24 protein-coding genes and 1 pseudogene are annotated in these 19,409 nt (G+C 68.2%); 10 read left to right on the plus strand and 15 right to left on the minus strand.

Features of this window, described 5'->3' with window-relative positions:
• The first annotated feature begins 45 nt into the window (after positions 1-45).
• Positions 46-1,296, plus strand: a complete 1,251-nt coding sequence (locus MF408_RS20100) for a cytochrome P450 (RefSeq protein ID WP_240249131.1) — start codon at positions 46-48, stop codon at positions 1,294-1,296.
• A gap of 27 nt (positions 1,297-1,323) precedes the next feature.
• On the opposite strand, the gene MF408_RS20105 is transcribed toward MF408_RS20100, so the two are convergent.
• Together MF408_RS20105 and MF408_RS20110 are read right to left on the minus strand one after the other, a co-directional pair.
• Positions 1,324-1,791 (minus strand): DUF2752 domain-containing protein, encoded by a 468-nt coding sequence (locus tag MF408_RS20105; RefSeq protein WP_240249132.1) that lies wholly within the window; start codon positions 1,789-1,791, stop codon positions 1,324-1,326.
• Positions 1,792-3,035: 1,244 nt separating this feature from the next.
• Positions 3,036-3,458 (minus strand): hypothetical protein, encoded by a 423-nt coding sequence (locus tag MF408_RS20110; protein ID WP_240249133.1) that lies wholly within the window; start codon positions 3,456-3,458, stop codon positions 3,036-3,038.
• Between the two features lie 76 nt (positions 3,459-3,534).
• Here MF408_RS20110 and MF408_RS20115 point away from each other — a divergent pair, with 76 nt between their 5' ends.
• Positions 3,535-3,954, plus strand: coding sequence for a hypothetical protein (locus tag MF408_RS20115; protein WP_240249134.1), 420 nt, complete (start codon positions 3,535-3,537; stop codon positions 3,952-3,954).
• Here MF408_RS20115 and MF408_RS20120 read toward each other — a convergent pair.
• The 4 genes from MF408_RS20120 to MF408_RS20135 all read right to left on the minus strand — a co-directional run bounded on the left by MF408_RS20120 (position 3,944) and on the right by MF408_RS20135 (position 6,055).
• The gene (locus MF408_RS20120; RefSeq protein WP_240249135.1) at positions 3,944-4,504 is read right to left on the minus strand and encodes a DUF305 domain-containing protein; all 561 of its coding nucleotides are present in this window, start codon (positions 4,502-4,504) and stop codon (positions 3,944-3,946) included. The genes MF408_RS20115 and MF408_RS20120 overlap by 11 nt on opposite strands.
• Positions 4,505-4,586: 82 nt before the next feature.
• Complete coding sequence (locus tag MF408_RS20125; protein WP_240249136.1) at positions 4,587-5,042, minus strand: DUF6153 family protein; 456 nt, start codon at positions 5,040-5,042, stop codon at positions 4,587-4,589.
• A gap of 106 nt (positions 5,043-5,148) precedes the next feature.
• Positions 5,149-5,676 carry a DUF305 domain-containing protein gene (locus tag MF408_RS20130; RefSeq protein WP_240249137.1) on the minus strand — a complete coding sequence of 176 codons (528 nt, stop codon included), beginning with the start codon at positions 5,674-5,676 and terminating at the stop codon, positions 5,149-5,151.
• A gap of 94 nt (positions 5,677-5,770) precedes the next feature.
• Positions 5,771-6,055, minus strand: coding sequence for a metalloregulator ArsR/SmtB family transcription factor (locus MF408_RS20135; RefSeq protein WP_275693248.1), 285 nt, complete (start codon positions 6,053-6,055; stop codon positions 5,771-5,773).
• A gap of 315 nt (positions 6,056-6,370) precedes the next feature.
• Between MF408_RS20135 and MF408_RS20140 the strand changes: the two genes are divergently transcribed.
• Positions 6,371-6,775, plus strand: coding sequence for a four-helix bundle copper-binding protein (locus MF408_RS20140; protein ID WP_240249138.1), 405 nt, complete (start codon positions 6,371-6,373; stop codon positions 6,773-6,775).
• A gap of 30 nt (positions 6,776-6,805) precedes the next feature.
• A pseudogene (locus MF408_RS20145) lies at positions 6,806-7,611 on the plus strand (HAD-IC family P-type ATPase); the annotation flags it as partial.
• 759 nt (positions 7,612-8,370) lie between these two features.
• Here the strand turns inward: MF408_RS20145 and MF408_RS20150 are convergent.
• From MF408_RS20150 to MF408_RS20170, 5 genes are all read right to left on the minus strand, one after another.
• Complete coding sequence (locus MF408_RS20150) at positions 8,371-8,574, minus strand: DUF2892 domain-containing protein (RefSeq protein ID WP_240249139.1); 204 nt, start codon at positions 8,572-8,574, stop codon at positions 8,371-8,373.
• Between the two features lie 21 nt (positions 8,575-8,595).
• A complete protein-coding gene (locus tag MF408_RS20155; RefSeq protein ID WP_240249140.1) occupies positions 8,596-8,766 on the minus strand; it encodes a hypothetical protein in 171 nt (56 codons plus the stop codon).
• 24 nt (positions 8,767-8,790) lie between these two features.
• Positions 8,791-9,180 carry a carboxymuconolactone decarboxylase family protein gene (locus MF408_RS20160; protein ID WP_240249141.1) on the minus strand — a complete coding sequence of 130 codons (390 nt, stop codon included), beginning with the start codon at positions 9,178-9,180 and terminating at the stop codon, positions 8,791-8,793.
• Positions 9,177-9,731: an MMPL family transporter gene (locus MF408_RS20165; protein ID WP_345893963.1), complete on the minus strand. Its 555-nt coding sequence runs from the start codon at positions 9,729-9,731 to the stop codon at positions 9,177-9,179. The genes MF408_RS20160 and MF408_RS20165 overlap by 4 nt, the downstream gene beginning before the upstream one ends.
• 344 nt (positions 9,732-10,075) lie before the next feature.
• On the minus strand, positions 10,076-11,347 hold the full coding sequence (locus tag MF408_RS20170) for an MMPL family transporter (protein ID WP_240249142.1): 1,272 nt from the start codon (positions 11,345-11,347) through the stop codon (positions 10,076-10,078).
• A gap of 97 nt (positions 11,348-11,444) precedes the next feature.
• Between MF408_RS20170 and MF408_RS20175 the strand changes: the two genes are divergently transcribed.
• The gene (locus tag MF408_RS20175) at positions 11,445-11,855 is read left to right on the plus strand and encodes a DUF302 domain-containing protein (RefSeq protein ID WP_240249143.1); all 411 of its coding nucleotides are present in this window, start codon (positions 11,445-11,447) and stop codon (positions 11,853-11,855) included.
• Positions 11,852-12,112: a metal-sensitive transcriptional regulator gene (locus MF408_RS20180; RefSeq protein ID WP_240249144.1), complete on the plus strand. Its 261-nt coding sequence runs from the start codon at positions 11,852-11,854 to the stop codon at positions 12,110-12,112. The genes MF408_RS20175 and MF408_RS20180 overlap by 4 nt, the downstream gene beginning before the upstream one ends.
• A 9-nt stretch (positions 12,113-12,121) precedes the next feature.
• Here the strand turns inward: MF408_RS20180 and MF408_RS20185 are convergent, their stop codons facing one another.
• Genes MF408_RS20185 through MF408_RS20200 form a run of 4 tightly spaced genes read right to left on the minus strand, consistent with a single transcriptional unit; the run spans position 12,122 to position 15,168 of the window.
• The gene (locus tag MF408_RS20185) at positions 12,122-12,832 is read right to left on the minus strand and encodes a type IV secretory system conjugative DNA transfer family protein (protein ID WP_240249145.1); all 711 of its coding nucleotides are present in this window, start codon (positions 12,830-12,832) and stop codon (positions 12,122-12,124) included.
• Complete coding sequence (locus MF408_RS20190) at positions 12,819-13,838, minus strand: type IV secretory system conjugative DNA transfer family protein (protein WP_240249146.1); 1,020 nt, start codon at positions 13,836-13,838, stop codon at positions 12,819-12,821. Before MF408_RS20190 ends, MF408_RS20185 begins: the two co-directional genes overlap by 14 nt.
• The gene (locus MF408_RS20195) at positions 13,835-14,299 is read right to left on the minus strand and encodes a hypothetical protein (protein WP_240249147.1); all 465 of its coding nucleotides are present in this window, start codon (positions 14,297-14,299) and stop codon (positions 13,835-13,837) included. Before MF408_RS20195 ends, MF408_RS20190 begins: the two co-directional genes overlap by 4 nt.
• Complete coding sequence (locus MF408_RS20200; protein ID WP_240249148.1) at positions 14,296-15,168, minus strand: serine/arginine repetitive matrix protein 2; 873 nt, start codon at positions 15,166-15,168, stop codon at positions 14,296-14,298. Before MF408_RS20200 ends, MF408_RS20195 begins: the two co-directional genes overlap by 4 nt.
• 384 nt (positions 15,169-15,552) lie before the next feature.
• Here MF408_RS20200 and MF408_RS20205 point away from each other — a divergent pair, with 384 nt between their 5' ends.
• The 4 genes from MF408_RS20205 to MF408_RS20220 are packed head-to-tail and all read left to right on the plus strand — an operon-like array spanning position 15,553 to position 18,928.
• Positions 15,553-15,987: a hypothetical protein gene (locus MF408_RS20205; protein ID WP_240249149.1), complete on the plus strand. Its 435-nt coding sequence runs from the start codon at positions 15,553-15,555 to the stop codon at positions 15,985-15,987.
• Positions 15,926-16,639: a tyrosine-type recombinase/integrase gene (locus MF408_RS20210; RefSeq protein WP_240249150.1), complete on the plus strand. Its 714-nt coding sequence runs from the start codon at positions 15,926-15,928 to the stop codon at positions 16,637-16,639. The genes MF408_RS20205 and MF408_RS20210 overlap by 62 nt, the downstream gene beginning before the upstream one ends.
• Before the next feature lie 31 nt (positions 16,640-16,670).
• Positions 16,671-17,030 carry a helix-turn-helix transcriptional regulator gene (locus MF408_RS20215; protein ID WP_151578563.1) on the plus strand — a complete coding sequence of 120 codons (360 nt, stop codon included), beginning with the start codon at positions 16,671-16,673 and terminating at the stop codon, positions 17,028-17,030.
• A gap of 38 nt (positions 17,031-17,068) precedes the next feature.
• Positions 17,069-18,928 carry a hypothetical protein gene (locus MF408_RS20220; protein ID WP_240249151.1) on the plus strand — a complete coding sequence of 620 codons (1,860 nt, stop codon included), beginning with the start codon at positions 17,069-17,071 and terminating at the stop codon, positions 18,926-18,928.
• The last annotated feature ends 481 nt before the right edge of the window (positions 18,929-19,409 follow it).

Below are 19,409 nucleotides of genomic sequence, written 5' to 3' on the forward strand. Positions count from 1 at the left end.
GGGAACTGCCAATAGCGTCGAAGCGCCGCCCACGAAGGAGCACCCGTGACACCTTCTGCGATCAAGTCCGTCGACAGCACGCTCGCGCTCCTGCGAGACCCCTATCGATTCGTGTCCCGCCGAGCCGCCGAACTCGACGACGACGTCTTCGAGACACGGCTGCTGCTGCGCCGTACGACCTGCATGACCGGCGCCGAAGCCGCCGAGATCCTCTACGACCCGACGCGGTTCCAGCGGGCCGGAGCCGCACCGCCACCCCTGCAGAAGACTCTCTTCGGCCAGGGTGGAGTACAGGGCCTCGATGGGGAGCACCACCGACGCCGCAAGGCAATGTTCCTCCGCATCAACCAGCCCGCCCGGGTCGAAGCCTTGGCCGAGGTCGTCACCCGAGAGTGGCAGAGAGCGGTCGGGGACTGGGAGGTGGCCGGTCAGATCGACCTGTACCCACAGGTGCAGCTGCGCCTGACCCGAGCGGCCTGCGAATGGGCCGGCGTCCCCCTTCCAGAGGCGGAGGTCGAGGTCCGGACTCGGCAGTTGACCGCCCTCTTCGACGCCGCCGGCGACGTCGGACTGGGACACCTGCGGTCACGCGCGGAACGGAAGGCAGCTGAACGATGGACGACAAATGTCCTCGAGCAGATCCGCTCCGATCAACTGGCCGTCCCCGACTCAGCCGCTGCATCGGTGATCGCGAGCCACCAAGAACCCGACGGACGGCCGATGGAGCTCCGGATCGCCGCCGTGGAACTGCTCAACGTCCTCCGACCCACCGTCGCCACGGCCGTCTACATCACGTTCCTCGCACACGCACTCGACGTGCACCGCGCTTGGCGGGACCGCCTGGCGCAGGGCGACGGCACTGAAGACTTGGCATTCATCGAGGAGGTTCGGCGCACCTACCCGTTCTTCCCGGCCGTCACCGCCATCGTGCGCGATGACTTCCAATGGCGAGGTCACCACTTCCCCAAGGGCCGGCGGGTCCTGCTCGACCTGTACGGAACAAACCGGGACCCCCGAGCGTGGGAACACCCGGAGCGCTTCGACCCCGAACGGTTCCTCGGAGCCGACCCGGACCCGTTCGCGTTCGTGCCCCAGGGTGGCGGCGATCCGTCGGTGCACCATCGGTGCCCGGGCGAGCCCATCTCAACCCGCCTCATGGGCGTCGCTCTGGATCAGCTGGCCAGGCACATGGAGTACAAGCCCGGACAGCCAGCCGCCCCCATCGACTACCGGAGGCTCCCCGCGATCCCCGAACGGGGCTTCCCCATCCAGCAGATCGCCCGCCGCCCCTCCTGATATGGTGCCAGTGGCCCCGAGGCCGCCTCAGCCCCCCAGAAGGAGATCGGCCCGCATCTGCTGCCTGATCGCAAGAAGCACCAAGAGCACTAGGCCGGCGACGAGCAGCACCCGCCGCGTTCGAGGCGTAAGTTGGACAGCAACGTTGAGCCACCGCCGCGTAACGGCTCCAAATGCTGCTCGCACGACGACAACCGCTGAGACGGCGACGACGAGGATGCCCAACGGGTTGTAACGCCAGGCCTCCGCGAGGTGCCCCTGAGTCGTCAATCGAGCGGACCTCGTGCCGCCACAGAACGGACACGTGATACCCAGCTCGTGGATCGGCGAGCCGAGGCTGAACGGCGGCAGCCCGAAGATCGCCATCCCAACCGCGATGGCGGTGAGACCGAGGGCAACGATGGTGACGGCGATATGCCCATCTCGCCGGTCCCAACTCACCGAAGGACGTCCGCGAGTTGGTACAGCATCGGCGCCATAGCTGTTGGACGCCATGGAGGCGGCCGCTCCCTGCTCCGTTGCTCGTTCACGAGGCCTGTTCCCGTGACCTTGGAGTTTGGGATCGTGCTGCATTCGGCTGCCTCTCGCGGGATGAGCGTCCTAGCTCGCTTGCCTCAATACTATGGCGGATAGTACGCGAGTATCCAGTTGCTCGCGGGCGCCTGACGTGAGCACTACGACCCGGCCCACTGATTGCCACCGGCCCAGAAGGCGCGGTTGTCGCCGGTCCGCTGATCGACCAAACATGTCTCGGCGGGCCTGTTCGGATAGTCGCGGTGATCATGTACTCGCCCCGCCCCGCATGACTCCCGGCTCGCGCAAGATGCGCAGTCGGTGAGCGCGCCACCCATGAGAAAGTGCGTCGCCGCGAGGGTCGTGCGCGCGGCGTGGTCAGTGGCCGACAAGGTCTACGTGCGCGGGCCACGGGTTCGGTTCGCAGCCCTCTAGCCCTTTGGTCTGTTGCAGCATGACCGGCGCCAATTCTCCGGATCCGGGGCAGCCGACGTGGGCGTAGCCGAGCGCGTGGCCGGTCTCGTGGTTGACGACGTAGCGCCGATACCCTTCCAAATCGCCGGGGGTAGCTCTCCGCGCCGAACTGCCACCTCCAGGCGTTGATGACCACGTTGTCGCCGTTGCGGCAAGAGAGCCGGCCGCCGGTGTCGAGCGGGGCGCACAGCTCGTCCACAGTCTCCGGGGTTGCGACGACGATGCGCAGGTCGGCGTGGCCGTCGACGCGGACGAGCTGATGGCGGGTTGCCCAGCCCCGCTGGTCGGTCAATGTCTCTTCGACGAACTGCGCGACCTGCGACGCCGGGAAGGGCAGTCCGTCCTCGACCTCGACCCGGTAGGTGGTGGCTCCCTCGGTGGAGATGGCTGGCGCGGCCGCGACCTGGAAGGTGCCCGGGCCCTGTTCGGGAACTCGTGGGGCCGGGGGAGTGCGCTTGGGGGGTGCCGGGCTACGGTCTCGGCCCACCGCTACCTCCCCGACCGGCTGCCCGCTAGCCTGCGGCGGGGGAAGGTGCCGCCAAGTTGGACGGCGGTGAGACAGCAGTATCTCGATCGGCGTCGTCGAGCTCAGGGACGTCTTGCGCGATGAGCAGCGCGGGCACCGCGACCACGGAGAATGTCAGCAGCACCGCCAGCCCGGCGAGCCAGGCCGGGGGCCGTCGCCTGGGTGCGCGATGGGCGCCGTTGTGACGCGGCGTTGCTCTGTGCTTGCTCATCGTTGTCGCCCCGGATCAGAGAACTCGGGTCCAGGTCGCACCGGCATCGGTGGACCGGAAGACGGTGGTCTCGGTAGCGGCATACCAACCCTGCTCGCTGATCGTGAAGGCGGCCGGCTGCCCATCGATCGAGCCGACATCCTTCCAGGTTTGTCCGTCATCGGAGCTGATGCGGACAGTCCCGTCCGGAGCGATCCCGGCCAGGGTGCCGTCGGGTGCGGTGTCGAGGTAGATGGCGGTCGGGCCGCCGAGCTTGCGCGTCTCGCCGGTCCCGGGATTGATGGTGACGAGCTGTGCCTGGTCTGTGGTCGCGATCAGCTGGTCCCGGGCTTGCGTGGCTGCGACGCTGAGCAGTGGCGCTGTCACCACCTCTTCGAAGGTTGCTCGGTCCTCGGTGCGCAGCAGGCGACCGGAGGTGGCGTCGTAGGCGTAGAGCACGTCGCCGGCAGGCTCGAGGATATGGAAGTCCGCCTCGCCCTGGAGGGCGAGCGGCTTCCACGTCTGGCCGGCATCGGTGGACTCGATGAGGCCGAGGTGCGGGGGGCAGGTCCTCGCGGAGGTCGGGGTGGCCGCTACCCAGGAAGTGGCCCGGTCCCACCACGGTGAAGGCCATGGTGTCCTGATACCGGTCGGCGACCCGGGTGGGCTCTTCGTCGTCCGTGACGTGGAAGAGTCCGAAGTGGGTGGCGACGTAGAGGGTGTCGTCGGCGGGATCGATGCCGAGCCCGTGGATGTGGCCGACCTCTGTGGCGTCGGGGGAGGGGACCTGGGTCGGGGTTTTGTTGCTGCACCCGGCCGCCAGAAGGGTCGTGGTGAGCGCGAGGGTCGCGGTGGCGAGGGTGGTTCGGTTCATGGCGTGGACTCCGGTGTGAGGGGTGTCGGGCAGGCGCGCGCGGGCGCGCCTGCCCGACACCGGGACGACGTCAGGGCTTGAGCAGTTCCTGCATCGTCTGGATCTCCTCGGTCTGGGCGCTCTCGATCTGCTTGGCCATTGCGAGGGCGTCGGGGAACTCGCCCTCGGCCTGCTCGGTCTGCGCCATCTCGATCGCGCCCTGGTGGTGCTCGATCATCATGGTGAGGAACATCTGGTCGAACGCGGATCCCGAAGAGTCCTCGAGGTCAGCCATCTCCTCCTCGGTCATCATCCCGGCCATGTCGTCGGAGGACATGTCGTGCCCGCCGTGCTCACCGTCACCGGGTGCCTCTTCGCCCCAGGAGTCCAGCCACCCGGTCATGGTCTCGATCTCGGGGTCCTGGGCCGCCTCGATGTCGGCGGCCAGGTCCTTGACGTCGGGGCTCTGGGCGCGGGTCTCAGCGAGCTGGGCCATCTCGATGGCCTGCTGGTGGTGGGGGATCATCTGTTGGGCGAAGGTGACGTCGGCGTCGTTGTGCGCGGCTGCGGAGTCGCTGTCATCTTCGTTGCCGCACCCCGCGAGGGTGAGCAAGGAGGCCGCGACGAGGGCGGCGGTGAGGGTCTTGCGCATGGGTGTTTCTCCATCTGTGTGATCGTTGTTTGGGCAGGCGAATGTCCGAGTCACCCGGTGGGTGTCTCGTGGCGAGTGCCTGTCAGCAGCGGATCACGCAGAGTCTGCGCAGGTCGGGCGGGTCACGGTCCCGCCCGATGAACACCGGAAGCGACCATTTCTGGAGCGTGCCCCGAGCAAGGCGGATGCGGCGTCGGCCCAGCAGCAGTGCGACGCCGAGGAGGATCCCGGCGAGGATCGCCAGGCAGAGCTCGAGGAGCCCGCCGTCTCCGTCGCCGTCCGGGGCTTGGGTCGGGTGGCCGGACGCCGGCTCGCTCGACTCGTCCATGACGAGGCGCGCGTCGCCGGTATCGGTGGTACCGCCGTGTGCGTGCGTCGCGGCCGTGATGGCGCTCGGGCCTGGGAGCGGGGCCGCCAGGTGTGCGCCGGTGTGGGAGCCCCAGCCATGCATCGACATGAGCCCGAACAAGGCCACCGCCACGGCGGCGAGCGCAAGGCGCGCGCCGGGTGCCCGGGTCGCAGCTCGGAGGTCCCGCATGGTCCTGATCTTAGGCAGCCTGCGATCCGGTGTCGGCTTGCCCCTCACCAGCCGTCGACGCGATGCAAGAGCGCTCACGCGGATCCGGTCGACCGCCTGCCACCACTCATCGGGTTGCGCACCGACGCTTCGCTCGCTCGTCGTACTCGGGGACCGGCCGCGACTCCGCCTCTTCCACTGTCTCGGCGGGACCGTTGCGTTCGATGTCGTCGATCAGCCAGTCCATCTCCAGGATCTCCCGACGCTGTGCCTCGCTGATCTCCACCGCCAGCCGGCACACCCGAACGTCGCGGAGCTCGGGGCGTTCCGAGCGAGTGATCGCCAGCGAGTGATGCGGGATCATCGACTTCATGTAGCCGGTGTCCTCAACGGTGACCTGGCTTCGGTCCAGGAACACGCCGGCGCCCAACAACAGCAGGCTGGCCGCGACGATGGCGATGTTGACCTTCGTGTTGGAGTACATCTTCCACATCCAGGCGAGCATTACCAGGCCCATGGCGCCGCCCATGGTGAGGGCCATGAAGATGCGGCTTTCGCTGAGCCGGATGTGGCTCCACTCGTAGGTGCCGACGAACATCGTCGCGTACATCACGACCATGCCCGTCAGGATCATCGCCGCGAACCGCAGGTACATCCGCTTCGTACCGTGCCCCTTCGTGCTCTCGTGGTGCTGTGTGTCGTCATGCTGGGATTCCATGTCGGGCCTTCCTCGTCGTGCTCGGGGTGTCCTAGTCGTCCTGGTCGTCGTCGATGGGTCGGCGCGACATCTCGATCAGCTGGCGCAGGCAGTGCTCGCGGAGGGGCTCGGGAAAGCCCTCGGCGAGGCGGTAGAAGACCATCCGTCCCTGCCTGCGGGGCGTGACCAGGCCGGCGGTGCGCAGCACCCGCAGGCCGTAGGAGGCGGCGTCCTCGCTCACGCCCAGGGCCATGGCAAGGTCGCCCACGCAGAGTTCTTCCGCGACGTCCAGGGCATAGAGCAGTCGGGCACGCGTAGGGTCCGCCATCAGCGTCAACACGCTGGCGAGCCGGTCTCCCTCCTCTGCGCTGGGGAGACGGTCACGGGCCCGCGCGACTCTCTCGGGGTCCACCGGGTGGGGGGTCATCCGCCTTGCCCGCGCCGGGCAGCTCCTTGTCTCTCTCGGTCACGCCGACCTCTCGACACGCGATCTTCGCTTGGCCCTTGCCGTACCCGCGAAGCAGCTGAGATATCCGTGTGGCTGCACGGATATCTCTTCCGCCGCGGGGGTACGGCAGTGATAGCGGTCGCGTTGCCACGATCGACCACACCGGGTGGCCGGGCGCGCCGCGAAGAGCGTGAGGAGCCCGTCATGACACACGCCGAGATGCTCAATGCCTACCCCAAGGACTTGGGCCACATCGACGAGGACAAGCTCGCCGCATGCATCGAAGCCTGTTTCGAATGCGCCCAGGCCTGCACCGCATGTGCCGACGCCTGCCTCAGCGAGGACATGGTCGCCGAGCTGACCAAGTGCATCCGCACGAACCTCGATTGCGCCGACATCTGCGAAACGACCGGCAAGACCCTGTCCCGGCACACCGGCTACGACGCCAACATCACCCGGGCGTTCCTCGAAGCGTGTGCGGCCGCCTGCAAGGCCTGCGGAGATGAATGCGGCCGACACGCCGACATGCATGAGCACTGCCGCATCTGCGCCGACGCATGCCGCCGCTGCGAGCAGGCGTGCCGCGACCTGCTTGCTTCACTCGGCTAACCACTCCGGGTCGGCAGGCCACTGCTGGGCCTGAGGGCACTGCTCGAGCTCGGCGCCAAGGAGGTCGCCGTACTGGAGCCAGACGGCGTCACCGAGACCAGGATTCCGGTGGAGAATCTCGCCGTCGGCGACCTCTTCGTCGTACGCCGGGGCGAGAAGATCGCCACCGACGGAGTGATCGAACGCGGCACCTCGGCGGTGGACGCCTCGATGCTCACCGGGGAATCGGTACCGGTCGAGGTCAGGCCCGGGGACGCGGTCGTCGGTGCCACCGTCATCGCCGGTGGTCGCCTCGTCGTCCGGGCCACCCGCGTGGGCACCGACACCCAGCTCGCCCAGATGGCGCGACTCGTGGAGGACGCCCAGAACGGCAAGGCCCAGGTCCAGCGCCTGGCCGACCGGATCTCCGGCATCTTCGTGCCGATCGTCATCCTGCTCGCCGCGGGCCACCCTCGGGTTCTGGGTGGGCACCGGCAACGGGCTCGCGGCGGCGTTCACCGCGGCTGTCGCGGTCCTGATCATCGCCTGCCCCTGCGCGCTCGGCCTGGCCACCCCGACCGCCCTCATGGTCGGCACCGGCCGAGGCGCCCAGCTCGGCATCCTCATCAAGGGCCCTGAGGTGCTCGAGTCCACCCGCCGCGTCGACACCGTCGTGCTGGACAAGACCGGCACCGTCACCACCGGCCAGATGACGCTCCGCGAGGTCATCGCCGCAGAAGGGGGAGGACGCGGACGAGGTGCTCCGCTACGCCGGCGCCCTCGAGGACGCCTCCGAGCACCCGATCGCCAAGGCGATCAGCGACGGCGCACGCGACCGGCTCGGCTCACGCCCCAGCGTCGTTGCGCGTCATGAGGCGCGCTCCATGCTCCACTGCTCGTGCGCGAGGCCTGTGCCGTGACCCTGGAGTTTGGGATCGTGCTGCATTCGGCTGCCTCTCGCGGGATTAGCGTCCTAGTTCGCTTGCCTCAATACTATGGTGGATAGTACGCGAGCATCCAGTCGTTCGCCGACACCTTCTCGCGAGCACCACGACCCGGCCCACTGCTTGCCACCGGGCCAGAAGGCGCGGTTGTCGCCGGTCCGCTGATCGACCAAAACATGCTTCGGTGTCCCAGGCAGAGCGCCGCACCATCACATTGATCAACCTCGGGATTCATCGTCCCTACCGTCGCCACGGTGACGCTGGTCGGCCCCTTCGCCGGCTACGGGATGGCGTGTTCGGAACGACCGCGGAAGCGCAGCACGGAACGCCGTGCCAAAACGGGGTACTGGGCACGGAGATGACCGCGCAGGCGGCGCACAGCGCGTGTGTGGCGAACCACATCGCTCGGGTTCATTGTGGTTGCGCGCTACGAGGGCCCGTTGGACTCGTCGATGTCTCACTCGTTCTACTACTGACTAGGCACACACCCTGATCGGGTGTGCCCATACGCATGGATCAGCCCAATGCTGTTGGTCCATTTCGGATACGAGGGCGAGGGGGTTTCTCTTCTGCTCGGGACTGCGTGCCGTCGCTTGTGGCCGACCCGGCGCGTCACGTCGCCCAGCGATCAATGCGTGAAGCAGGCGACGCGTAGCGTACGGCGCACACCGATCAGCCGAACGCGGCTCCCGGACGAACGCCGGCCCTCCGAAGGATGGTCGCGGCCGGACAAAGGCCGGTGAAGCTGGCCTGGAGTTGGTTGAGGCCGACGAACGCCGCGAGGAGGAGCCACCAGGGGGAGACGAGTGTGGCGAGGACGGCGCTGAGCAGGGTCAGGGTGCCGGCGAAAGCCAGGACGATGCGGTCGATGTTCATCGGGGTTTCCTTCGTGTGGAGTCAGCGGCCGAGGATGCGGCTGAGCCAGCCGCCGTTGGGGTCCTTGGGGTCTGCGGTGTGGCCGGAGCACCACTGGTCGTTCGGGACCTGGGCCTTGACCTGGGCGATGTGCTGACCGCAGCCGGCCCAGGTGGTCTTGCCGCAGGCGCGGCACTTCTTGGGGTGGCACATGGTGGGTCCTCTCGGGATTTCGGTTCAGGCGGGGGCTTCGCCGGCGTCGATGGCGTCGACGAACTCGCAGAAGGCGTCGAAGGCGCGGGCGCCGTGGATGGTGGCGGGGCCGCCGTGCATCAGAAAAGTCACCCCGATGGCCTCGGCTGCCTCCTGTGGGGTGGCGCCGGCGCGGGCGGCGGCCTGGCCGTGGGACGCGACGCACCCGTCGCAGCCCTCGACGACGCCGATCGCCAAGGCGATCAGCTCCTTGGTCTTGCGGTCGAGCGCGCCGTCGGCGAACGCCGCCTTCGACAGCTCGCCGAAACCCTTGTAGACCTCGGGGATCGCTCGCCGGAGCTCCCCGTGGAGGGGCGCGATCTCGCGCAGGACGGCCTTGCCGTGCGATGAGCCGTGCTCGTTCGTGGAGGTCATGGGGTCCCTTTCAGCCGTGAGAGAAGGTGATCTTCGGGAGGACGCGGCACAGCCATGCGGGTGTGGCCCAGGCGGCGCGGCCGGAGAGACGGAGCATCACCGGCAGCAGCACGAGCCGGACGAGGAAGGCGTCGAGGAGGACCGCGACGCCGAGGATGACGCCCATCTCCTTCGGCGGCAGGGGGGCCGGACAGGGCGAAGGTGAAGAACACCGCGACCATGACACCCCCGGCGGCGAAGATGACCCGACCCGAATGCGCGACCGCGCCGACCATGGCCTCGCGCGGGTCGCCGGTCTTCTCCCAGTGCTCCTTGGCGGAGGCGAGCAGGAAGACGGTGTAGTCCATCGCGATGGCGAAGATCATCGCGAAGAAGAACACCGGCGCCCAGGCATCGAGGAAGCCCTGGCTCTCGAACCCGAGCAGCCCGGCGCCATGACCGTCCTGGAAGATCAGTCTGGCGACGCCAAAGGCGGCTGCGGTCGAGAGCAGGCTCGCGAGCGTGCCGAGCAGGGAGATCAGCGGCGCCTGCAGGGCGACGAGCAGAAGCAGGGAAGCCGAGGACGAGCACGACCCCGATCACGAGGGGTGTCGACTCGTCGAGCTGGGCCTTGAGGTCGATGTTCTCCACCGCGGCGCCGCCGACGAGCGCGGAGTCGGGCAGGGCGGCGCGGAGCCGTTCGACGGTTTCCACCAGCTGGTCGTCGGACGGGTCAACGGTCGGTACGGCCTGGATCATCCGGTGGTCGGTGCCGTCATCGGCCGGCATCGCCGGGAGCACGGTGCCGATGCCGGGGTCGGCCTGGAGAGCGCGCGCGGCAGCGCTGGCGTCGTCACCGTCGACGACCACCTGCAGCATTCCGGGAGCGCCGGGCCCGAAGGCCTCCTTGACCTGCTCATAGCCGACGCGGGCGCTGGCGTCGCCGGGAAGGACCCTGATCGACGGCATGGCGGTCTTGAGGCCGAGGATCGGGGCAGCCAGCACCACCAGCACGACCAGCGAGCCGAGGCCCCACGCGACCGGGCGGCGCCACAGTCGCTCGCCCCAGGCGGCGAAGGCGGGCGAGCGGTGCTCGCTGTCCTTCGCCCAAGGCAGGGCGACCTTGTTGATCCTGTCGTCGAGCTTGAAGAGCACCAGCGGCAGCAGCGTGAGGGTCGCGGCGAGCACGAAGACGACCGAGAGCATGATTCCCCCCGGCCATCGAACGGAACGACGGCGAGGGCACCAGCATCACCGCGGACAGCGACACGAGCACCGTCGCACCCGAGAGGAGCACCGCCTTCCCGGCAGTGTCCATCGTCTCGGCGATCGCGTCGCGAGGCGAGGCTCCTGACTTGCGGGCGGCGCGGTAGCGGACGACCAGGAAGAGCGCGTAGTCGATCCCGAGCGCGAGGGCGAACATCATCGCGAAGTTCATCGCCCAGATCGAGACCGGCACCAGCTCGTTGATCAGCACCAAGGAGCCCGCGGACGCAACCAGGCCGGCGAGCGTGAGCAGCAGCGGGAGGCCAGCGGCGACCAAGGCACCGAACGCCAGCACGAGGATCGCAAGGGTGACCGGCCAGGAGACCATCTCCGAGGTCAGCATCGCCTCGAGGTTGGCCTCGTTGAAGTCCGACCACAGCAGCGAGGAGCCCGTGGGGTTGACCTGCACGGTGTCCGTCGACAGGTCCTGAAGGTCGCCCTTGAGGTCGGTGGCGACGCGGACCATCTCGTTGGTGTCGACGCCGGCACCGGCGAGCACCACCGCGGTCGATCCGTCGTCGGACATGCTGACCCCGGGCATCGGGGCGATCACCTCGGCCAGCCGGGGCTCGTCCTCGAGAGTCCGGGTCACGTCGGCCAGAACCTCCGGCCCGTCTCCCTCCTCCAGCGAGCCCTCGGTGCTGTGCACGACCACCTGGATGGCGTGGCTGGCGTTGCCGCCGAAGTGGTCCTGCGCCAGCTCGCGGACGGCGACCGACTCCGAGCCATCGGCCTGCCAGCCGGCGCCGGAGAGGTTCTTCTCCACTGCCGGAGCGAAGATGCCGAGCCCGATGACCAGCAGCACCCACGTCCAGGTGGCCAGTCGCCGGTGTTCGGTGGCCCAGACGCCGAGCCGACCCAGCGGCCCTCGCCTGACCGCGACGGACGCCGTCGCGTCGTGCTCGTACTGCGTTTCTGTCATCGCGGAACTCCTCTCGACCTAACCCCGGGGGATAACGCGAGGGACCGTACCATAACCCCCAGGGGGGATGTAGAATCGACGTGACGAAGGAGAAGAGATGACCGACTTCACGATGAGTGCCACTGTCCAGAAGCCGTTCGGCGACACCTTGGCTCGCGTCCGCGACCTCCTCGGGGACGCCGGGTTCGGCGTCCTCACCGAGATCGACCTCGCAGCAACCCTGCAGGCGAAGCTGGGTGTCGAGATTCCGCCGCAGGTGATCCTCGGCGCCTGCCGGCCCCAACTCGCTCACCGCGCGCTCGAGGCCGACCCTCGCCTTGCTGCGATGCTGCCCTGCAACGTTGTCGTCGCCGACGAGGGCCACTCCACCCGGGTGGAGGTCTTCGACCCGGCCGCCATGATTTCCTTCAGCCCGACCGATGGCGTGGCCGAGGTCGCCGAGGATGCCCGGCAGCGTTTGACCGGCATGCTGGCGGCCCTTACGGGCGCAACGGAGGCCACGCGATGAAGCTCGAAGCTGACGAGGTCAAGGCGATCATCACTCGCCTCAAGCGGGCGAACGGACATCTCGCATCGGTGATCCGCATGCTCGAAGACGGCTCCGAATGCGAGGACGCACTGACCCAGCTCGCCGCCGTCAACAAGGCCATCAGCCGGGGCGGCTATGCACTCGTAGCCACCGGTTTGGAGAAGTGCCTGGCCGAGGGTGGTCGCGACAGCGTCGACGCCAAGAAGATGGAGAAGCTCTTCCTGGCACTGGCGTGAACCGGCCCCTTACCGATTGGTCCAGCGTCGCAGGCGCGTCACGATGGGCGCTGCGCTGCGGAGAAGCACCAGGCCCGTGCCGAACGGGAGCATGCGGATCCGCTCTGGCGGCATCACGGATGCGCGTCTGATCGACCGCTGGAGGGACCGCGTGCCGTAGTCGCCGATCGTGACGGTGTCTGATCGCTCGTCGCGCTCGCCGATGAGGACGGAGAGTTCCTGGAGGTCCTTTGAGGCTGACGTTCCGCCGAGGATGACCTTCACGATCGAGGCGTCCCAGATCGTGCTGGCCGCGTGGTCACCCCACTTGCTCCGCGCCTGCGAGAGCGACTGCAGGACGGGCATCGTCGTGATGCCGGTGCCGCCGCCTTCCGCCATCAGAACCGGCAGGGAGGGGAGCGGGGCGAGGTTGCCGATCTCGTCGAGTGCCAAGAGGAGCGGGGGATCAAGCCGAGCGCCGGGGGAGTCGGCGGCGAGGTGCCGAGCTACCTCGGTGAGGTCCTCCACGAAGGCCGCCACGAGGGGCCACGAAGCGCCGGCGCCGGCGCCGGTCGCCAGCAAGTACAGCGCCCCGTTCTGCACAAGGAAGTCGCGCGGATCGAAGGCATCGTCCGCGTCGGGACTCACGGCTTCCAGCACAGCCGGATCAGCCAGGCACGCGAGAGCTTGGCTCACCGCCATCCAGATCGAGTCTCGTGTGCGCGGGTCAGCGTTGATCATCCCGTCCAGAGCGTCCGCCCAACCTGGCGCTGCTTGGCGTCGGCTGGCGAGGATGCCGACCGCATCGGTGGCAGCCGAGGGCGACAGTGACCACTCGAAGAGTGCGCGGGTGGGTAGCCGTTCGATCGCCGCCGCGTGGAGGAGCGACTGGAGTGCTGACCTGGCTTTGCCTTCCCAGAAGCCGCCAGACTCGACTCCGCCAGCCGACAGCCCGGTCGTCGATGCGAGACCGGCTGCTCGGATCATCGCGGTGAGTGGCTCCTCGCAGCCGCGGATGGGGGGACCAGCGAACCCCGCTCCCATCGACGATCGGAAGTCCCTCGGTCAGGTGCTGCGGGTCGAAGACCGCGACGGGCCCGCGTTCCTTACGCGCGTTGATGGTGGCGACGATGTTGTCCGGCCGCGTGGACGTCGTGACGACGGCTCCGGGGGCATCGAGGATCGCGTTGATGACGAGGTGCAAGCCCTTGCCGGAGCGGGGCGGTCCGATGACCAGAACCGAGTCCTCCACTGAAGCCCAGATCTCTCGGCCGCAGCTGCGCCCGATCAGGTACCCGACATCCTCCGGACGCGGACGGCTGAGCGAGGGGCGGAGGGTCTGGCCTCGGCGTACGAGTGCTCGCTTCGACGCGACAAGGTCGATATCGCGGCGGGTGGCGATGCCCTCGATCTTGTGAGGATCGTGCTGGGTGCGGTGGCGTAGTCGCGCGATGACGGTCCAAGCAAGCCACGCAACGATGCCGATCGGCGTGAGCAAGGCTGCGACGACAAGCCAGTACGCCTCGGTCGACAGGCCGGGTGTGCCGAGTGCCGTTCCGGGGTGCCCTGGGTCAGTGACGACCCGAAGCCCGCTGGCACTACCGCCACTGGGACCCGGCACGCCGGCCAGGAAGGCGGCGATCTCTCCGGCGACTCCGAGGACGAGCCCAAAGCCCAAGAGCGCGATCAGACCCACCAGAGCAAGGTTGACGAGCTCGTCGTTCGCGCTGCCAGCATTCGGGTTCATGCCTGCGCCTCGACTGGCGCGACCGTCAGCGAGGTCAGACCGAGGAGAATCAGCCCTTGGCGTGTTGCGCTCAGCAGCGCCGGTGGGAGGTTGATTGCGGCATTGCCGTTGGCATCGGCTTCCTGGCGCGCCACGACGTAGGCGAGAGCGACCTGTTCGCCTGGGCGGAAGCCGGCGCCGGCAAGGGCCGGTGTGGCCGTCTCCGGCTCGGGCTCCATGGCGTCCGGAGCACTGCCCTCCGCGGGAGTCTCGATGTCCGAGTACGTCGTGCCGTCAGCCTCGTGGACTTCGACACGCACCGCAGTGCGTCGCCTCGCAGTGATCTCGTCGAGGACCGAGCGTAGGTCGTCGCGAGTCAGGGGTCGGCCTTCGACGTGCGGCTGACCGTCGACGCTGACCTCGAGCCGGCCCTCCGTGTCGATGTCGAATCGAACGGTGGGGAGGACGATTGGGATCTTCACAGCCCGAGCGCCGCCCCGTCGCGTCGTACATGGCGAATGACCGGCTCGGTTCCACGCTGGTCAAGCGCCTTCCGATCGAGGCCGAGCGGATTGCCGTCGCCGACCTTGGGGGTGTCGAGCTTGTCGAGGATCCCGACCGCGGAGGTCCTCACCCGCTCGGCCGTCGACTGGACGACATCGACCGGCGTCTTGCCGGGGACGCTCGCTGCCCACGTCGACACGTAGGGGACGGTGTACGACGACGTGTCGAGCCCGTGCGCTGCGCCGACCATCAGTGCGATCGATTCCGCTTCGACCTCCGCGATCCCACGGTGCAGGGTCGCGTCAGCGGCGAGGTCTGTGGAGATGACGTTCTCCTGAGGAGCGTGGAGAAGTACATGTCCGAGCTCGTGGGCCAGAGTTTTCACCTGAGCGGCGTCATCCATGTCGATGCGAACCGAGACCTCGCGGGCGAGGAAGTCGGTCAGCCCATTGGCGCCACCGATCGCGGCGGCGGAGGAGACCAGGCGGAGCTCAAATCCGAGAGCCGTGATCTGATCGGCGAGACCGTCCCAGAGACCGGCAGGCGCCTGGCCGTGCAGCAGGTACGGATGGGGCAACTCGGGAACGGGATCGCCAGCCGTCTGTGAGACGTCCCAGACGTGGGCGGGCTTGAGGCCGACGAGCTTCGACCTCACTGACTCCCCGGAACCTGGCTTCTCGCCGTGCGAGAGACGACGCCACGACGCTGCGTCCGACGGGTTCGCCGAGGCGAACCTGGCAGTGACCGGCGCGAGAATCCCGTAGCCGTGCTGGCCCTTCACGACGTGCCGCCCGAGGGAGAGCCACTGGTGGAACCCGGCGACGTACGTCGGCGTCGGCTCGGGCACGCGTCCCCTCCTTGAAGGCGGAGTAGTGCTGGGCGTAGATCAGCATCGTGTTGTTGAAGCTGCGGGAGCGGAACTGCGCGGCGAAGGTGAGCGCTCGCTTCCAGTCTTCGCCAGTGACCAGGGCGGCGACGGACTCTGTCAGCTGCTGTTGGAGCGCCTCGAGCTTGGCCTCGCGAGTTGCGTGGGCGCCTGCCTGAGTGGTCATGACGACGGCCCAATCTCTAGGAACTCAGGTTCGATCGGACGTCCATGCGCCCCGATCTGCGTTTGCGCAGGTGGCGTCGGTTCAGCTCTCTGGAGGGCGCGCATTGACGAAGCGTCACTCTGAACGACGGTTTGGCTGTAGTATCGACGCATGATCGCCTCCACTGAAGTCGGTGACTGATGGGTCTGGTGGCGTTGCCGGGCGGCAGCGCTGTTGATCCGGCACTTATAGGTGCGCAGGCGGTCCAGGACTTCGAGCAGGAGCTGGTGGACCAGTACGCGCTGGCGATGTCGGCGGCCGGTCTGACTGACCGCCATATCGGCGCGACTCGGGCGATCGTCATCGAGTTCGCTCGCTCGCTGTCGACTCCGCTGTGGGAGGCCACCTGTGCGGACGCGGACGCGTTCTTGGCCCAGCAACGGCGGATGGGGCTCAGCGTGTCGACCCGGGCGGGGAAGGCCGGCGCGGTGGCGGGCTTCTACGAGTTCGTGATCACCCGCTACGGGGGCACGATCCGCCGCGCGACTGGTGCCTTGGTCGAGCAGCCGATCGATGAGTTCAATCGCCAGTCGGGGGGCATCGCTGGGCAAGGTCCGGGTGCCGCCGTCGGATGAGGAGATCGACTCGCTGTTCACTGCCTGGCGCGGGTCGGTCACACAGGCGCGCAAGTACCTTCCCGCGGCCCGCGACTACTTCGCTGCCTCGTTGTGGCGCCGACTCGGGCTGCGGATCAACGAGACCGTCATGCTCGACATCCGCGATTGGCGCCCCGATCTGGGCGAGTTCGGCAAACTCCACGTCCGCCACGGCAAGGGCTCGGGCGGCCGCGGACCCAAGCCACGGTTGGTGCCTGCGATCAACGGCGCGAACCAGTTGCTCGACTGGTGGCTGGCCGAGGTCCGTCCGCAGTACGGCGAGGACTGGGCCGACCCGGACGCGCCGCTGCTGCCATCCGAGCGGTTCGATCGTGATCTGGATCGGTGCGGACGTGTCGGCGCGAACGCGCTGCGCCGCGCCCTGGGAATCCAGGTCGAGGAGTGGTTGCCGGCGTGGTCGGGTCGGATGACGCCACACGTGCTGCGGCACTACTGCGCCTCGTCGCTGTACGCGGCCGGGATGGATATCAAGGCGCTCCAAGAACTGCTCGGCCACCAGTGGCTGGCGACGACCTCGGGGTATCTGCATGTCCGCAGTGACCACATCGAACGCGCGTGGAACAGCGCGAGCGACCGCATCGAAGTCCGCCTGGGCCTCCGTACCGACTAACGAGACCGAAGAACCGAAGGAGCTGATCCAGATGCAGTGGAGCCTGCGGCTGCGGGCCGCCGAACGAGGGATCTGGAAGTCCGCGCAGTTGCGCAGGATGCTGTCCGATGCCGGGCTCGAGATCTCCGCCGGAAAGATGTCGTCGTGGTGGGCCGGGACCCCGCCGACGATGCGCCTCGAAGAGCTCGACGTGCTCTGCTTCGTGCTCGAATGCACCCCGAACGACCTGATGACACCCGAGCCGGACAAGGTCGCCGCGCGCCGTCCCCGCAACACCGACGCCGCCAACAACAACGGCGGAAATGGCGGCGACGATTCGAACGGCAGCGGCGGCGCGCCACCGGCGGTCACACCGCGGCTCGGCAAGCCCCGCTCGACCCCACCGCTGTAGCCCGCACCCCGATCGCCCACCGAAACGACGAGCACCGCATGCCTGCGCCCGGCCCCAACGCGGCGTTGCGGTTGCCGCCCAAGTGCAACGCGTGCCAGAGCAACCGCGTCGCGTGGACCCGCCCCCGGGTCGACTTCTGCTATCAGTGCCTGCCCGGCGGCCCATTCGCGGCTCCACCGTGCAACCGCTGCCGCTCCCGCACGGACTACTTCAGTCAGGGGCTGTGCAGTCGGTGCCATCCCCGCAGCTCCGAACACGTCGGATCGTGCAAGGGCTGTCTGGCCTGGGGTGTCTACCCCCGCTACAACTGGACCTGCTGGTCCTGTCGCTGGTGGCAGAGCCACCACCCGAAGGGCACCTGCGCCTCCTGCGGCCGCACCAGCCACGTCAGCGACCGGCAAGCCTGTCGGCTGTGCCTTGAGAACGCCCGCCTCGACCAAGAACCCGGCCGAGCACCCGATGTCGCCGCGGCGAACCAGCACAGCCAGCAGCTGTTCTTCGCCAACATGGTCTTTAAGCGGCGCGCGACACCGGTGCCTGACTACGTCCGCAGAGATCGCCGATGGTCGACGAAGACCAAGAACCAGCTGCCCTACGAACCCGGCACCAGCTTCGACGACCAAGCGCTCGAACAGCTGACCCTGTTCGACATGGACCCCGACCCCGCGGTGCTGCGCCAACGCCTCCTGGTCGAGGACAGCGAACTGACCCGTTACTGCGCGGCCATCGTCGCCGACCACGCCCGCCGCTACGGCTGGAGCGTCAGACAGCGCAATGCCGTGATCCAGTCCCTGCGGCTGCTGCAGATCCTGCGGCCTACTTCCACCGCGAAGGTCCGCGCCAGTGACGTCGTGGCGTTGCGCCGATACGACGGCACCATCACCTCCACCCTCGACGTCCTCGCAGAAGCCGGGCTCCTGATCGAGGACGTACCAACCCGGGTCGAGCGGTACTTCAACGCCAAGTTCATCGAATCCGGAGCCCTCCCGGACACGATGCGGGGGCACCTCCAGTTGTGGCTTCAGATCATGCTCGGCGGATCCCGACAAGCACCACGCCAGGTGCCCCGCGAACCCGAGACCGTCGAGATCCACATCCAGGGCCTCGCGCCCGTCGTGCAGGCATGGGTCGAAGCCGGGCGCCAGTCGTTCGCCGAGATCAGCACAGACGACATCCTGGCCGCCCTCACGGCCCTGCCCGCCGGCACCAGCCACCGCCACTTCGCCGAGATCGGACTGAAGTCGCTGTTCAAGATCCTCAAGGGTCGCCGACTCGTCTTCACCAACCCGATCAAGGATCTCGACCTCACCCGCATGGCCACGAACCTTCCGCTGCCGCTCGACCCCGCTTTGATCCGCGCCGAGCTCGACTCGCCCAATTCGGCCCTCGCTCTCGCCGTCGCGCTGGTGGCCTTCCACGGCCTGACCGGCAAGCAGGTCCGTGAGCTGCAGTTGTCCGACATCGTGGACGGCCGGCTGCACCTCGACGGCCGCGACATCCCGCTCGCCGCACCCGTGAGGACACGGCTGAGCGCCTGGCTCGATCACCGCAACCGCACTTGGCCGGCCACCGCGAACCCGCACCTGCTCATCAACCGACGCACCGCGCCGCGTCTCGTCCCCGGCGGTCCGTCCTTTCCCTGGAGGGGACAGCCGCGTTCGCCCGCGCGCCCTGCGAGAGGACCGCATCCTGCACGAGATCCACGCCACCGGCGGCGACGTACGCCGCATCTACGACCTCTTCGGACTCAGCGTCGAAGGCGCCACCCGCTACCTCAAGACGATCGAGCACCCCGACCTGAGGAACAAGGACCACCCCGGCAACCGGACATGACCATGTCGTTGCGTCCCGCGCGGCGTGGGCCGAGAGTCGTCGCAACATCCTCACGCCACGGATAAGCAACCGTGACGCGCACAAATCGGACACTCTGACGCCACTGACTTTGGTCACGGCCGCAGCGTGGCGGCTCAGCGTCCCCCTATCCGTCCCCCGGGCCGTCCAACCTCGGGGGACGCAGCAGCCCGCGCCACGTTTGCGCAGGTCAGACAGCGTCCCCCCGAATTTCAAGAAAGTTCTGAGACCCGGTCACTCGGACGGTGGGTGGGAGTCCCGCAAGCGGATCCGCTGGCGGTCATCGGCCGGCGCCGTTGCGTCCGGGACCGCGGTCACGAGTTGTACGCCGTTCGGCCCCTCGTGCGATTCGAGCGGTCGAGCGCTAGCGGTGGCCGATAGGCAGAACCCAGCGGAATGCGCTCAGCAGGGGTTTGCGGCACCAGCACGTCGCCGAGCAGTGGCACCGTTGAAAGCCCGCTGCTTCGGCGGCCCGACTCCCCAGGGCCGCAGTGAGGTAGAGCGTGACCGGGATGATGATGCGGCGAC

This window comes from Nocardioides sp. TF02-7, from assembly GCF_022437945.1.
Classification (GTDB): domain Bacteria; phylum Actinomycetota; class Actinomycetes; order Propionibacteriales; family Nocardioidaceae; genus Nocardioides.

What these genes read in the sequence shown, in the direction of transcription:
- MF408_RS20215 (WP_151578563.1), top strand. Translation starts at nt 16,671, where the DNA reads ATGCAGTGGAGCCTGCGGCTGCGGGCCGCCGAACGAGGGATCTGGAAG.
- MF408_RS20160 (WP_240249141.1), bottom strand. Translation starts at nt 9,180, where the DNA reads ATGACCTCCACGAACGAGCACGGCTCATCGCACGGCAAGGCCGTCCTG.
- MF408_RS20175 (WP_240249143.1), top strand. Translation starts at nt 11,445, where the DNA reads ATGACCGACTTCACGATGAGTGCCACTGTCCAGAAGCCGTTCGGCGAC.
- MF408_RS20170 (WP_240249142.1), bottom strand. Translation starts at nt 11,347, where the DNA reads ATGACAGAAACGCAGTACGAGCACGACGCGACGGCGTCCGTCGCGGTC.
- MF408_RS20220 (WP_240249151.1), top strand. Translation starts at nt 17,069, where the DNA reads ATGCCTGCGCCCGGCCCCAACGCGGCGTTGCGGTTGCCGCCCAAGTGC.
- MF408_RS20190 (WP_240249146.1), bottom strand. Translation starts at nt 13,838, where the DNA reads ATGAACCCGAATGCTGGCAGCGCGAACGACGAGCTCGTCAACCTTGCT.
- MF408_RS20140 (WP_240249138.1), top strand. Translation starts at nt 6,371, where the DNA reads ATGACACACGCCGAGATGCTCAATGCCTACCCCAAGGACTTGGGCCAC.
- MF408_RS20155 (WP_240249140.1), bottom strand. Translation starts at nt 8,766, where the DNA reads ATGTGCCACCCCAAGAAGTGCCGCGCCTGCGGCAAGACCACCTGGGCC.
- MF408_RS20210 (WP_240249150.1), top strand. Translation starts at nt 15,926, where the DNA reads ATGAGTTCAATCGCCAGTCGGGGGGCATCGCTGGGCAAGGTCCGGGTG.
- MF408_RS20180 (WP_240249144.1), top strand. Translation starts at nt 11,852, where the DNA reads ATGAAGCTCGAAGCTGACGAGGTCAAGGCGATCATCACTCGCCTCAAG.
- MF408_RS20150 (WP_240249139.1), bottom strand. Translation starts at nt 8,574, where the DNA reads ATGAACATCGACCGCATCGTCCTGGCTTTCGCCGGCACCCTGACCCTG.
- MF408_RS20130 (WP_240249137.1), bottom strand. Translation starts at nt 5,676, where the DNA reads ATGTACCTGCGGTTCGCGGCGATGATCCTGACGGGCATGGTCGTGATG.
- MF408_RS20105 (WP_240249132.1), bottom strand. Translation starts at nt 1,791, where the DNA reads ATGGCGTCCAACAGCTATGGCGCCGATGCTGTACCAACTCGCGGACGT.
- MF408_RS20125 (WP_240249136.1), bottom strand. Translation starts at nt 5,042, where the DNA reads ATGCGGGACCTCCGAGCTGCGACCCGGGCACCCGGCGCGCGCCTTGCG.
- MF408_RS20205 (WP_240249149.1), top strand. Translation starts at nt 15,553, where the DNA reads ATGGGTCTGGTGGCGTTGCCGGGCGGCAGCGCTGTTGATCCGGCACTT.
- MF408_RS20120 (WP_240249135.1), bottom strand. Translation starts at nt 4,504, where the DNA reads ATGCGCAAGACCCTCACCGCCGCCCTCGTCGCGGCCTCCTTGCTCACC.
- MF408_RS20185 (WP_240249145.1), bottom strand. Translation starts at nt 12,832, where the DNA reads ATGATCAACGCTGACCCGCGCACACGAGACTCGATCTGGATGGCGGTG.